Origin of the sequence: Dolichospermum sp. UHCC 0406 (genome assembly GCF_009712025.1) — a bacterium.
Classification (GTDB): Bacteria; Cyanobacteriota; Cyanobacteriia; order Cyanobacteriales; family Nostocaceae; genus Dolichospermum; species Dolichospermum lemmermannii.
In genome coordinates this window covers 55,412-69,423 of sequence record NZ_VILA01000026.1, presented here as the reverse complement: position 1 = coordinate 69,423, position 14,012 = coordinate 55,412, and the positions used below count along the sequence as shown (strand labels likewise).

At 37.0% G+C, this 14,012-nt stretch carries 12 protein-coding genes and 1 pseudogene; all 13 read right to left on the bottom strand.

Annotated elements, in window-relative coordinates; translation table 11 throughout:
* Positions 1-205 precede the first annotated feature (205 nt).
* The 13 genes and pseudogenes from FJR09_RS20500 to FJR09_RS20440 all read right to left on the bottom strand — a co-directional run bounded on the left by FJR09_RS20500 (position 206) and on the right by FJR09_RS20440 (position 13,989).
* Complete coding sequence (locus FJR09_RS20500; RefSeq protein ID WP_083881460.1) at positions 206-607, bottom strand: Uma2 family endonuclease; 402 nt, start codon at positions 605-607, stop codon at positions 206-208.
* Positions 608-618: 11 nt separating this feature from the next.
* Positions 619-1,809 (bottom strand): glycosyltransferase, encoded by a 1,191-nt coding sequence (locus tag FJR09_RS20495; protein WP_168652934.1) that lies wholly within the window; start codon positions 1,807-1,809, stop codon positions 619-621.
* A complete protein-coding gene (locus FJR09_RS20490) occupies positions 1,806-3,176 on the bottom strand; it encodes an O-antigen ligase (RefSeq protein ID WP_168652933.1) in 1,371 nt (456 codons plus the stop codon). The genes FJR09_RS20495 and FJR09_RS20490 overlap by 4 nt, the downstream gene beginning before the upstream one ends.
* A gap of 10 nt (positions 3,177-3,186) precedes the next feature.
* On the bottom strand, positions 3,187-4,248 hold the full coding sequence (locus FJR09_RS20485) for a glycosyltransferase family 4 protein (RefSeq protein WP_168652932.1): 1,062 nt from the start codon (positions 4,246-4,248) through the stop codon (positions 3,187-3,189).
* 34 nt (positions 4,249-4,282) lie between these two features.
* On the bottom strand, positions 4,283-4,921 hold the full coding sequence (locus tag FJR09_RS20480; protein WP_015080512.1) for a methyltransferase domain-containing protein: 639 nt from the start codon (positions 4,919-4,921) through the stop codon (positions 4,283-4,285).
* 9 nt (positions 4,922-4,930) lie between these two features.
* On the bottom strand, positions 4,931-6,058 hold the full coding sequence (locus tag FJR09_RS26270; RefSeq protein WP_168652931.1) for a glycosyltransferase family 1 protein: 1,128 nt from the start codon (positions 6,056-6,058) through the stop codon (positions 4,931-4,933).
* 337 nt (positions 6,059-6,395) lie between these two features.
* The gene (locus tag FJR09_RS20470) at positions 6,396-7,655 is read right to left on the bottom strand and encodes a glycosyltransferase family 1 protein (RefSeq protein WP_168652930.1); all 1,260 of its coding nucleotides are present in this window, start codon (positions 7,653-7,655) and stop codon (positions 6,396-6,398) included.
* Positions 7,656-7,666: 11 nt separating this feature from the next.
* The gene (locus tag FJR09_RS20465) at positions 7,667-8,674 is read right to left on the bottom strand and encodes a glycosyltransferase family 2 protein (protein ID WP_168652929.1); all 1,008 of its coding nucleotides are present in this window, start codon (positions 8,672-8,674) and stop codon (positions 7,667-7,669) included.
* A gap of 955 nt (positions 8,675-9,629) precedes the next feature.
* Positions 9,630-10,493 (bottom strand): DUF2887 domain-containing protein, encoded by an 864-nt coding sequence (locus tag FJR09_RS20460; RefSeq protein ID WP_168654178.1) that lies wholly within the window; start codon positions 10,491-10,493, stop codon positions 9,630-9,632.
* Between the two features lie 734 nt (positions 10,494-11,227).
* The gene (locus tag FJR09_RS20455; protein ID WP_015080501.1) at positions 11,228-12,211 is read right to left on the bottom strand and encodes a DUF2887 domain-containing protein; all 984 of its coding nucleotides are present in this window, start codon (positions 12,209-12,211) and stop codon (positions 11,228-11,230) included.
* A 2-nt stretch (positions 12,212-12,213) separates the two neighbouring features.
* Positions 12,214-12,357, bottom strand: coding sequence for a hypothetical protein (locus tag FJR09_RS20450; protein WP_168652826.1), 144 nt, complete (start codon positions 12,355-12,357; stop codon positions 12,214-12,216).
* Between the two features lie 178 nt (positions 12,358-12,535).
* Positions 12,536-12,826 (bottom strand): annotated as a pseudogene (locus tag FJR09_RS26265) (DUF4351 domain-containing protein).
* Between the two features lie 62 nt (positions 12,827-12,888).
* Positions 12,889-13,989, bottom strand: coding sequence for a glycosyltransferase family 1 protein (locus FJR09_RS20440; RefSeq protein WP_168652969.1), 1,101 nt, complete (start codon positions 13,987-13,989; stop codon positions 12,889-12,891).
* Positions 13,990-14,012: the final 23 nt, after the last annotated feature.

The window sequence follows — 14,012 nt, the reverse complement described above, 5'->3', positions numbered from 1 at the left end:
CTGTGTTTCATCTTAACAAGAAGTCGGGGATATAAAAATTATATCTTCATACACTGAAACCATTTTTAATGCTATTTTATCCCATGTATAATTATTCAATATAAACTGACGAGCGCGATAGCGAAGCGCGACCTAGGAATCGCCCATTTTTTTTAGCTGATTGAGGATGATCTAAGAAATTCTGAAAATTTAAACTTGAGGGTTACTAAATCTCCTCGGAATTAATCCCCATAGATTGAAGTTTTTCAGTTAATTTAGCAGCTTTTTGTTCAGCTTCCTCAGCCCTTTGACGTTCTTGTGCTACTAATTCACTTCCCCAAAGTAATAAATTTCCTGATTTATCCCACCAACGTAACCAAGAGGTTTCCATTTCCGCTTTTTTTCCGATCCATACACCTAGAAATAGGTTTAAGGATTCTAAATAAAATCGCTTATTTTCATCTGGGGATTGTTGTTCATATTTACCGTCTACTAAATGGTAAACACCTAATGTCCCTGTTTGGGGATGGAAAATTACATATACAGGAATTCTTAAAATTTGCTCATAAAAATACCATTTGCCATAAGGTTGTTTTATTATACATTCATTTTTGAAATATGAACCCACCCTAACCCTCTCTAAGAATTAGAGGAATTTGAAAAGTTAATTAGATTTTGATACACTGAAATCATTTTTAGGGCTATCCTATCCCATGTATAATTTTCTAATATAAACTGCCGGGCGCGATCGCCCATTTCTTGAGATTTTTGAGAATGATTCAGACAATGTTCAATCACGCTGGTAATTTCTACAATATCTAGTTCGGGAACGTAACCAACATCATTCTCCTGAATCATAGAAGCTAAAGCAACACCAGGAGTGACAATAGTAGTTAGACCTGCTGCCATTGCTTCGAGGACAACAACTCCAAAATTTTCAGAATGAGAAGTCAGAACAAATATATCAGATCCTTGTAGTAAAATATCTTTCATTTCACCTGTCACAAATCCAGGACGATGGGTGCAATGATCAAGTTGATTATTAATCAATATTTCACTGATTTCGGCTTCATAATCTGGAGAACCATTACCTGCTAAGATGAATGTAAACTCTTTACTCTTTACTTTACTCAGAGCCGGAATTAGATAATCTAATCCCTTTTTATAATGTAACCGTGACATAAATAAGATAATTGTTTGCTCTGGAGGTATGTTAAACATTTCCCGTAATTTTTGACGAGCTTGGGGAATATCTGCCGGAATTTGTAATCCTAATGGCATAATAACGGGTGGAACTCCTAACCCTAACAGTTCAACTTCTTGAACTTCTTTTGTGGAAGTTAGTTGTAAAATATGACTATGTTGAAGATTACTTTTTTCTATCAGTGATAAATATATCTTTTTTTTCAGTTGACTCTGTTGTAAAGACCATTCACACAGTAAACCATGTGGTTGATTAATATAAGGTACTTGCTTAAATCTAGCAATTATCATTGCTACAGTTGAGGCATAAGAAAATAAAGCATGAATATGTACTAAATCATATTCATGAATATGTTTCCATAGCCATTTGGTTAACTCCCAAGAAAAGGCAAATTCCCGAACAAAAGAGACTTGGGGAGAGAAGCGGGGAAAGAACCTAGTAGGAATTTCTTGATACTGAGTCAATTGACATAATGGAACATCTAGCAAATCAGTTCCGTTGTCATTAGTCGTTACTAATTCTACGTTAACTTTGGTATTTTTGAGAGATTGCAGCATTTCCAAGACGGCTTGGCTTGCTCCTCCACGGTGTGAACCGACGGAAGGAATGACATGAAGAATCTTCATGATTTAAATGAAAGCTTATGATTGTGGTAATACTGAGAGATTGAGGAATTATACTCTCGCTGTGCAAATTCAATCAAATAGTTACCGAGAACAAGATATAAGAAAACCGCAAGGAGTGAGAATGTCAAATTACCTAATAGATAGGCTTCTGATATACCACCAACTAACAAAGAAAGCAACCCAGCCATAACTACACTGCATTTTAGATAATAGTCTGGTCTAATTTTGGAGAGATGATCCAGCTTGAATATCATTTGTAAACTAGTCCAACCAAACATAAACATTGGTATCGCACCTACTAAACCCATGCTTCCCAAGACACCCAGCCATGAACTTTCGCCAAAGCGCAGGCGATCGCCTACAAAGGGCGCTCCAAATAGGGGATACTCTAGAAATATTCGCCAATAGCCACTCCAAACCCCGTCACGGGTACTGGTGTCTAAGTTAGACCACTTGGAAGAGGTTGCGGATAATAGTCCTGGTGTATCTAGATCTGTGGGACTGAGGGAGGGTAGAACAAATGCTGCAATTACTGCGAAAATCAATACTATTTGCAATAATTTTCCACCCTGACGGCGGAAAAAAATCAGCACTGAAACAACAGCCACAATTGTACCTGTGCGGGATGCGGTCATCAATAAGCCGAAGATTGCCAAAGCTAAAAACCCTACCCAGATCCACTTAATCCAGGAATGTTTTTCATTATGAAAGAATAGGAATAAGAAGGCAGGTATAGTAGCAGTAATCAAAATGGCTGCGTGATGAGGATTGCCCGTAGTCCCCAAAAACCAGCCATGAATGAATGTAATGGCATATTTGTCAATTAATGCCTGATAACCATTAGCAACACCAAATATCACCCCTACCATAGCCATTGACCATACCCCTAGTTGAAAATTCTCTTCATTCTGAAGCCATCTTGATGGACCCAAAATCACCATTAACACTAATCCCCCAAAGGTAGCAGCACTTAAAAAAGCAAAACCTAAATTCCCATAAACTAATATTTTGAAGAAAATTACACTTTGAACTAAGATAAGATAAGTAAGCGGCTGAGGCATGATTTTTTTCCGCCAGATATTCTTTGCCTTTAAAGCAATAAATATTAATAACACCAGCAAAACTATCGTTAATGGTCGTCCCAATTCACGAATTTGCTGGAGGGGAAAAACTAAGGCTGGGGGTTCTCTGATAAATTCGTTGGCAAATTTATTGAGGGAAGCAGCAAAACCAAAGATAGCTACCAGAAACCAGCCCAAACGGGGGCTACTTTGGTTCGCTTGTAAAGCTAAGAATAAACCACCACCTAAGAGTATAAAACCCAAAGGTGTGACAATAAAATTAAGTAATTGATTGACAAAATTCATATATGCCTACTTACTGCACAGATTTGATGATGGTTAACCAGCGCTCTGCCCATATTTCTGCTCCATAGGGTTGTGCAAATTGTTGGGCGCGTTGTCCCCAGATTGGCAAATCATTATAATTATTATGTATCTTGAGTAAAGCTTGGGCTAAGGCTTGAGCATCATCAGCCGGAATAATTATACCGTTGTATCCAGAACGGATGACTTCTACCGATGAACCACATACTTGAGTGCAAACAACAGGTAAACCCGCTGCGGCAGCTTCAACCAGTGCTAACGGCCAGGGATCAAAACGACTAGGTAATAAAAAAGCCCCAGCATTGAGCCAAATATCTTTCATCTCGCTGGGTTGCACAAAGCCTCGGTTTTCAATACCTGGTTGCGATTGTAGATGTGATTCTAATTCACCTTTACCGCAACAAATCAAATTCCAAGGGTCTTCAACTGCTTGGCGATACTGTTGATATGCTGCTACTAAAATATCTATTGCCTTCTCGTGGCTATACCGTCCTACGAATAAAAATGAACGTGGCCAAGATGACTGGTTTCTTGCTGCTAAAAGAGGAGAAAAAGTTTGATAATCTATTCCACACATACCCAAAGGAGAAATGTTTTTCAATGGAATTCCCAAGCGGCGAGCATACTGCCAACTACGCTCTCCATTAACTACAATATGAGCCATACGCTGTAAATAAGAATGCAACATCCAACGAGTTAAATATTGCTTCCAAGTACCCCACCAGGGAGTATCCATACACATAATGAATTTTATATGGCGCAATTGAGATGAGAAAGCTAATTGACGATAGGGTGAATGAAACCATCCACACAGAACTACCACATCAGGATTGTGTTGAATTACCAATTTCTCTATTAATTCTGGTTTATCTCTTTCCTGTAAATCTAGAAGACGGTGAGGAATACCCTGCATTAAGTCATCAGCAAAAGCAGTTTGAGTCCGAGCTTGAAAAGCAATGACAAATACTTCTATCTCAGGTATATCTTGCAATGCTCGCCAGCAAGCTGTCATGTAGCCTGAAATATCAGACCAGCAGAAAATAACTTTAGTCATGAATAATATATAGTTATGTAAGGGTTAAAATTAATCACTTTTGGCATTGAATACCAAGTTCTGATCTCCAACGTTCTGGGTCTTCAACATCGCTAAATAAATCAATCCCAGAATCACCAAATTCAGCCCTGCGAATGTTTTGGAAACCGGCTTTGTTCAATTCTAAAGACAATGAATTGTAATCATACATCCATAAATGAGTGTTACCAGCTAACCAATCTTTGATAAAACTAAGTATATCTCTTTGCCGATGCTCTTTACCCAACCAAGTAATTCTCATAAATTCATGGGCTGCTTCAGGAGTATTAGAGTTAACATAAGTTTTTGCCATAATTTCCAAGTCTGGAACTACTAAGCGAAAAATACCTCCTGGTTGAAGATATCTATAACAATTAGCTAAGGCATAACGCAGTTCTTCTAGGCTGATATGTTCTAAAACATGAGAACAGTACAATAACTCTATACTTTCATCGGGAATTGGTAAACCTTGAACGATATCACCATATTTAACATTTGCTGGATAGCGCCCAAAAGGACCAGATGGAACCAACTTGCCGATAACAGGTAATTTTTGCAAGCGCATAGCTGGACTAGCATCAAAATTTAACCATGTTGGTGGAGCGCAAAGTCCACAACCAAATTGAGTAAAACGAGCTTCTGTGGCTGATAACATATATTTTACCTAGTTATACTCATAAAATGCTTTCTGGACAAGATCAACACAGCGTGACCAAGTATACTGTTTTGCGTGTTCTTTTCCTCGCTGACTATAATCTTGTCGCAGTTGTGAATTTTCCTCAAGTTGGATGAGGATGTCAACAATGGCTGCTGTATCTTCTGGTTCAACAACAATACCTGCTGTTCCTACTACTTCTGGTAAAGAAGCGCGGTTACTGACTACTGCGGGAGTACCTACGACCATTGCTTCTATTGCCGGAATGCCAAAACCTTCATAATGGGAAAGAAACAACAGTGAGGAAGCACAACGCATCAGCCGAGGTAAATCATTATCTGGTACTATTCCTAATAGTTTTACATTAGGTAAATCTTTAGCTGCTGCAATATATTCTGGTTCTGAATCTCCAGCTACGACAATCTGGATATCAGAATTTGTATCTAGTAAACCTTTGGCTACATTGAGGACAAAATCTGCACCTTTTCTTAATCTTAAACCACCAATGACGAAGGTGTAAGAATTGTTGACAGGTTTTTCTAGCTTCAGTGGATCAATTGAGGCAATATCATAAAAAGATTGTTCTACACCACAACCGACAACAACTATTTTATTTGCATCTGCTCCCAGTAATTCAACCATCCGGCGTTTAGAAAATTCAGAAATAGTAAAAATAGCACGATAATTGGCTAAGGCCTTATAAATCCACTGACTCCATTTATAACGAAACCAACGATGTTGACGGGTATTTGACCAAGGTAAATCAGTCTCAAATGCTTGAATATCGTAGATTGTAACTGCTACTGGACAGCGTGAAACTGGAATATAGGTTTCCATTGGTGTAAATAACCAATCTGTGTTTGGAGAAAGGTATTTATCCATTTTAGGAAATTGAGTTAATTTCCACAGTCGTTCGGTGAGGTTCTCCGGTAAAGGGAATGTTTTTAATGGTATATCTCGCAGGGGAGAACGTAAATCAAGTTTACCATCTGCTTGTAACCATTGTTGGGAGCATAGCAACTGTAAGTTTATTGACTCCTGGGATGCTAATCCCAGCAAAGTGTTGTTGATATGTCTTCCCGCACCTGTACAGGGTAAATAGGTACGGGTGGGATGGATATAGGAGATAATGTTCACGAATAAAAATTAAATGTATTAAGTGTTTTTTTCAAAAAGAAGATTTTAAATCTCTTTTTGTGCCTGATAAGTTCCATTTTTTGCTTTTTCAATCCTGTCTAAGTTAAAATGAACTGGGATATAACCAAAATTCATAATTGAATCAACATAGCTTTTTAAGGTTATACCTTGTAGTTCTAAAGCGTCGCCACAATACTCAATCATTCATTTTTGAAAAAATTCATATTTACCTTTGTTTTTGTTTAAGATAATAAACTGTTGGTGTTATGTTGTAAGCTAAAACATATTTAAATTGCATAATTCAAGAACATTTCTTAGTATGCAAATTAAATGCTGATTAGCTTCTTATACTTCTATAAAACTTTAAAGTCTCACTTGTTGTTTTTTCCCAGCTAAAGAGAGCCGCTCTATGCACGCTATACTGAGAGTATTTGGCACGTAAGTCAGAGTTGCAATATAGTTTGAGTATAGACTCACAAAGAGCATCTTTATCCGTGGGTGAAACTAAAAATCCAGCATCTCCCACAACTTCGGGCAAAGATGATGTATTAGAACTAATGACAGGACATCCACATTGCATTGCCTCTAAAACTGGTAGTCCAAATCCTTCATAAAGAGAAGGAAAAATAAAACCAATTGCACCACTATATATTGCAGCTAAATCCTTGTCATCTACAAATCCTGTAAAGTGAATAAATTTTAACTCAGCTTCTGTTAACTGATTAGCATTAATCATAGATAGTGCCGCATCTTTATTACCTCCACAGATTACTAAATGTAAATCTTTCTTTTTTTCTTGCATAATAACTTGTTTAAAACAGGCTATTAAATGATCCATATTTTTATGAGCAGCAAGAGAATGAAGAGAGAGAAAGTAATCTCCTTCAGGAAGATGATATTTCTCCCTTGCGGCTTGAATAATGGATTTATCTGAAACAGGGTAAAAAAGCTCAGGAGAGGCAGCTAGATAAATTGTAACGACTTTTTCAGGATTTAACTGTCGTCTGTTTAATAAATCATTACGGGTAGCATCTGAGATCGTCGTTACCCAATCATCAGGCTGGATAGTGTCTATAAGTCTTTTAGTAATACCACGTTGACCTGGAAGAAAATATTTTTCATCTAAAATTAAAGGCGTTAGGTCATAAACTGTTTGTAAATGACGATTGGGAAGAGCTTTTCTCACTTGCTTGGGAATACGAGGGTAAGAAGAATGAAAAATGTCTGCTTCAGCTAGTATTTCTGGCGCGATTGGTTGCCTAATTATATTAAATAATCTAGAAATATTAACTAAAGTTGACTGCTGGGTTTTCTGAAAAATACTCTTACCAGAATAGTTTTTACTGAATTGTGTATTCAATTGGTTGACACTTCTAGCAATGGAGTTAACTGGATATATAGCAGAACGAAGATCAGGATCAGAATTAAGTAGCCTTTCTGTTTGAAGTGATGCTTCTATAGAGCCAGTAGCAGAAAAAGTTAGGTTGTCTCCTAGTTTTTGATGCAAGAAATTAGCCAATGTCCAAGCTACACGAGCCACACCTGTTCTTGTTTTCGGGTTATCACCAACCGAAGAAATATCAAATATTACTTTCATGATTTTATATACTATCTAATTAATAATTGACGAATACTACCAAATGTATATCTTGTCCAATAAGCTTGGGGATTATTGCATGATAGAATCAGTGCTTTTAACACTTTAATAATTCGATTTGTTTTAGATTGTTGATGAATTTTAGCTAGATTTTCATACCATAGTAACCGCTCTAGCCATAATTTAGCAGGTTTATGTAAATTTTGATATTCTGGTTCATCAAAAAGACTTTGCACAATATATTGACCTTCTTGTTTTACCTTACTCGGAGCGGTTTTTTGTTCTTGATGACATCTAAAATTAACTAATATTTGCTTAGAATAATTAACTTTAGGATAGTGAGATAGGTATCTAACTACTCTATCAAAGTCAAATTGAATATGTAGATTTTCGTTTAGGTTACCAATGTTTTTTAAATATTGAGTCTTAAACCAAAATCCTGGTTGATGATAAACAGTATCTCTTTTGCTTGGTTTATTTGTAGTATTAAATCTAGTTAATAAACCTTCAGGGGTGATATTTTGTGGAAATACTTTTTCTTGATTTCCTGCTTCATCGAAATTATTGACCACACCTGCAAAAGCATCATAATCTGGAATACCCTGGGCAATAGCAAGCAAAGCACCCGGCATTAAAATATCATCAGAATTAATCCAATTGAAAATTTCACCAGTTGCTCTTTCTAAGCCTTTATTGATAGCATGAGTTTGTCCCCTATCAGGTTTACTTTCCCAGTAAGTTAGATAAGATTCATACTTTTTGATAATCTCCACTGAATCATCCGTACTCCCCCCATCAATCACAATATATTCCAAATTAGGATAACCTTGCAGCAACACAGAACGAATAGTTTCTTCTATAAACCGTCCATAGTTATAATTAGGGGTGACAATACTAATTTTAGGCCATTCTGCACCATCGGGCATTTGATCAGGTGGTTGGGGACTTGCTTGGGTCCAAGGCCAGCCGGTCTTACCGCTTGGGGGTGGTGGAAGTTCGCTTAAAGTGGGACAACGCATATACTTATTATACTCCTTATTAGAATTAAAACTTTTAGACTTACAACTGTTCTCAAAAGAAATTTGATTTTACTGGCACATCTCGCGGAAAAATATATTGTTAATTATTGTCCGTGATGGTTTATGTGAATATTCGAGGATGGTTTGCAAGTCTTTGAGCGATCGCCTGTACTAGTTGATATAGACTCTATAATCACATTATATACCCAGTTGCGATGCCTACTCCAAGGGGAGCGATCGCCTGACCTGTTGGTATAGTTCTATATATCTTTTTGCTGGCATTTCTCAAGTATATTCTTTAAGGGCGATAGCGAAACGCTGCTGCAAGCAGTTCGCTCAACGATTTTCGCTCATTTTTTCCCCTTAATTGTTTATCTTAAAATAAACAACGACCAATTTGAGATTTCATAAATTAGCGATCGCTTTCAAGATAAACAAAGCATATCTTAATTACCGCCACCCTAGACGACAAAAGGGTATTTGATAGACTAAATGAATATTCGGGGATGGTTTTCAAGTCTTTGAGCGATCGCCTGTACTGGGTTGAACTAGAGGCTATAATCACATTATATATTCAGTTGCGATGCCTACTGCGAGGGAAGCGATCGCCTCACCTGTTGGTATAGTTCTATATATCTTCTTGCTGGCATTTCTCAAGTATATTCTTTAAGGGCGATAGCGAAACGCTGCTGCAAGCAGTTCGCTCAACAATTTTCGCTCATTTTTTCCCCTTAATTGTTTATTTTATCATAAACAACGACCAATTTGAGATTTCATAAATTAGCGATCGCTTTCAAGATAAACAAAGTATATCTCAATTGCCGCCACTCTAGAGCTTCAGATCCCCGACTTCTCTAAGAAGTCGGGGATCTGATTTTCTTATTTTATTTATAGAGTGAAGGCTAAAGAATTTCTCCACTGACCAATTTGAGATTTCATAAATTAGCGATCGCTTTCAAGATAAACGGCGATTATCTTGAAACCAATTTTCCAAATCTGACATACTTTGAAAATCCAATAATCCCTCTCCTAATGATTCTAATTGAGAAATGGAGAGCGATCGCACTTTTTGCTCTTGAATAGCAGTTAAATTACCACAACGGCGTTTTAACTGGCGTATAGTTAGATTTGCTTCTCCTTGTTGTAAACCTTGTTGTAAACCTTTTTTCTCACCAATTTCTAACACCTCTTGATAAAACCGTGTTTGAGTAACATCAGCCTCTTTGAGATTAAGCATTTTTTGAATCTCCTCTAGGGTTAGTTGTGTAAATTTGTTGACTAATATGGACTCTACTAAATCTAATTTTAGCTGAAATTCTGCTTCTGTGCTGACACTGTTTAAAATTTTCCTAGCTGCTAATCCTGCTTGGTCTTTAGGCGTTACTATTAATCTTAGTAGAGCTAAATTAGGACTTAAATCATCTTGATGTAATAAATCTTCTAGATATAACCTTTCTACTTGACTATTAAGTAAGTTCCTGTGTGGAATTTCTGAACCTAATTCCAAACGTTTATTCAGTAAAATTAGTAATCCGCACCAATTTCTGCTAATTTCATATTGGTCAATATAGCTAAATATTCCCTGAAAATAGCGACTATAAAATTTTGGATCTCGCTGCATTTGTGCTTCGAGAAATATTAGCGGTACATCAGAATTATTACTAATCGGTGTTAATAACCCATCTAACCTAGTTTCTTTTTCTTTGAGTACAGGTGCGCTATACTCAAATTCACAATCACTAGGAATACCAGGAATTAATTCTGCTATTAAATCTGGTTGATTTAAGAAAATTCTGTAAAATAATTTATCTGTTTTCATTTATATAACTAATTTTCACAATATTTTTTTAACTAAGCAGTTTCATAATTCCTTTAAATCTATACTAGAGGTTATTTTTTTACAAAATAGTAAAGAGCTAATTAGCTTTTATACTGCAAACGGTTCATAGTTTAACCAAATATGAAACCCCTCTGGTAAACCTCTCCAGTATTAAATGTTATTCCTTTTCCCTCTCCTCTTAGAAGAGGGTAAGGGAGAGGCGTTGAACCTTATTCTTTGTATGATAAAAAAGTCCAGCTTCTACCCGTTTTGAGTATAATAGTTTCATTTAACCAAGCGAACTGCTTGCAGCAGCGCTTCGCTATCGCTTTCAAGATCAACAGTTTCAGATCCCCGACTTCTCTCAGAAGTCGGGGATCTGATTTTCTTACTTTTATTTATAGAGTGAAGGCCAAAGAATTTCCCCAAGGACTAATTTGAGATTTCATAAATTAGCGATCGCTTTCAAGATCAACTAAAGTATATCTCAGGCGATTATAAGTTGGCCTTAGGGGATAGATTAAAGGCGAAAATTTAGTTGTCTATCGCTCGACAATTTTCGCTCATTTTCACTTCTGACTGTTTCTAGCAATTTCCAGAAAACGGTATCCAAATTTTTTCACATCTTCTTTATTTCTTCCTTGAGCTAAACTTTCCTCTTCTAAATTTACTCCAGCAGAAAGTTAATAAAGATTTTACCTCACGCCAAGGCGGGAAGTTCAGCAACGCCTTGTTCAACTATCATTTTCGGGGAATGTGTCGGGTATCTGAGGATTCAGTTTCCTGTGGGTATTTAACCAGGTATCTATGTCCGTGGGGTTGGTAAAATCTAGGAGTGCTTCTCCTAATGCTTCTAGTCCAGGAAGGGATAAGCTGCGAATTTGGTTTTCTTGATTTGGGGTAACTACTCCCAAACGACGGTTTAATAAGCGGATAATCAGGTTCAATTCCCCTTCCTGTCTACCTTTTTGCTCACCTTCCTGTCTACCTTTTTGCTCACCCTCCTGTCTACCTTTTTGCTCACCCTCTTGTCTACCTTTTTGCTCACCTTCCTGTCTACCCTCTTGAATACCTAATTGAAAAACATCTTGATAAAAACGCGTTTGGGTAATATCAGCAGTTTTTAGGTTTAACATTTTTAATATTTCCTCCAAACTTAGGTTAGGGAATTTATTTACTAGTATAGCTTCAACTAAATCTAGTTTTTGCCTAAATTCTGGTTGACCTTTACTACTTTCTAGTAGGTTTTGAGCAGCTTGAATGGTTTTTGTTTTCGGGAGGATAATCAGTTGCAGTAATGCTAGATTGGGACTTAGGCAATTTTGATGTAGGAGGTCTTGTAAGTAGAGTCTTTGGACTTGGTTATCTAACTGGAATTGGTAAGGAATTTCTGAACCCAGGTCATGACCACGGGATTTGAGAATTAGTAATCCTCGCCAAGGTCTGATAATTTTATACTGTTTTAAATAAAGGTAGGTTTCGGCAAAGTAGCGTCCATAAAAGTCTGTGTCTGGCTGCATTTGCGCTTCTAGAAACACTAGGGGAAGATTGGGGTCTTTTCCTAAAGGGGTTAAAATCCCATCATGACGAAATTCCTGTTCTTTAATGACTGGTGCTGAGTAATCGAATTGACAATCTGGGGGGATTCCGGGGAGGAGTTCGGCAAGAAGACCTGGTTGATTGAGAAATATCCGGTAAAATAGTTTGTCGGTCTTCATGCTTATTTACATTCTAGTATATGAGCGTATATAAGCGATCGCACAAGTGCTGCTGCGAGCAGTTCCCATTCCTCATTTTCATCTGCAATATATTTGGGGATTCTCAAGGCCAAAGAATTTCCCCAAGGACTAATTTGAGATTTCATAAATTAGCGATCGCTTTCAAGATAAACAAAGTATATCTCAATTGCCGCCACTCTAGAGCTTCAGATCCCCGACTTCTCTAAGAAGTCGGGGATCTGATTTTCTTATTTTATTTATAGAGTGAAGGCTAAAGAATTTCCCCAAGGACTAATTTGAGATTTCATAAATTAGCGATCGCTTTCAAGATAAACGGCGATTATCTTGAAACCAATTTTCCAAATCTGACATACTTTGAAAATCCAATAATCCCTCTCCTAATGATTCTAATTGAGAAATCGAGAGCGATTCCTACGGAATGCTACGCAAACGCACTTTTTGCTCTTGAATAGCAGTTAAATTACCACAACGGTGTTTTAGCAAACGAATAGTTAGATTTGCTTCTCCTTGTTGTAAACCTTTTTTCTCACCAATTTCTAACACCTCTTGATAAAACCGTGTTTGAGTAATATCAGCCTCTTTGAGATTAAGCATTTAGTTCTAAAGTATATTTTTTAAGGGCGATCGCCCAACAGTTTTCGTCAATTTATCTAAGGTCAACCCAAGACAGAACGATAGGCTTCCACAGTCTGAGCAGCCGTCTTATCCCAGCTAAAATGTTTAACTCGCTTTAGACCTTTCGTGATTAAAATATCCCTTTCTGCTGGATTATCAAGCATAAATAATAATCTATCAGCAAGGTCTGCTACAGAAGTAGGATCGAAAAGTAAGCCCGCATCGCCAACTACTTCGGGGAAACTGGAGGTATTAGAAGCAATTATTGGTGCTTGACAAATCATTGCCTCCAAAAGAGGAATACCAAAACCTTCATACAAAGATGGATAGACAAAAGCAACACAATTTCGATAAAGTTTAGCTAAGTGAGCATCACTAGCGTAACTAAAGTTTTCAATATGATTATCTAGATTAAGTTCGCTAATTTGTTCTTTTTCTGTAGAATCAAATGGAGAACCAACGACGCAAAGTAGGACATCTGGAATTTTAGAACCTATTTTTGCCAAAGCAATTAACAAATTATTAAAGTTTTTATAAGTCCCTCTTGAGCCTACATAAAGGAAAAATGGGCGAGAGGGAATAGGCTCGTCACCATCTTCTAAGCAAGGATCAAACTCTGTTGCGAGATGAGTTACCCATATTTTTTCTTCCAGTAATGGATACCAATGCAATAAATCTCTTTTAGTGCTTTCAGAAATACATAAAATCACATCAGATTTTGATATTGCTTGACGCTTTATTGTTGCAAATTGTCCGTCTTTATCAATTAAATGAGGAAAAGCTTCATGAATCATATCATAAACGGTTAGAACAATTGGACAACGCTTTTCTTTGAATTCTTGACGTGTTAATAAGCTATAGTAGGTTGGATGAAAAATTTGAGGGTTGTTGGTTGTTGCTTCAACGGCTCGAAAATAATATTTTTCTAGCCAATAAGACACCCTCCCTGGTTTAAAGGCAAATCGGTTATAGTTAAATATCTTTAAATTTGGATGATGAGGATGGGGTTCATTCCGCGAGCGTGGACTTGTTAGGATTGGCTGATAGTTTTCTGGCAATCTGCTAATAATATTGTCAAAGTAGCGACTAATTCCTCCTACTTTTTGGGCACCATAGATCTCGCCATCATATAGAATTTTCATGAATTTCACCTAAACATAATTAG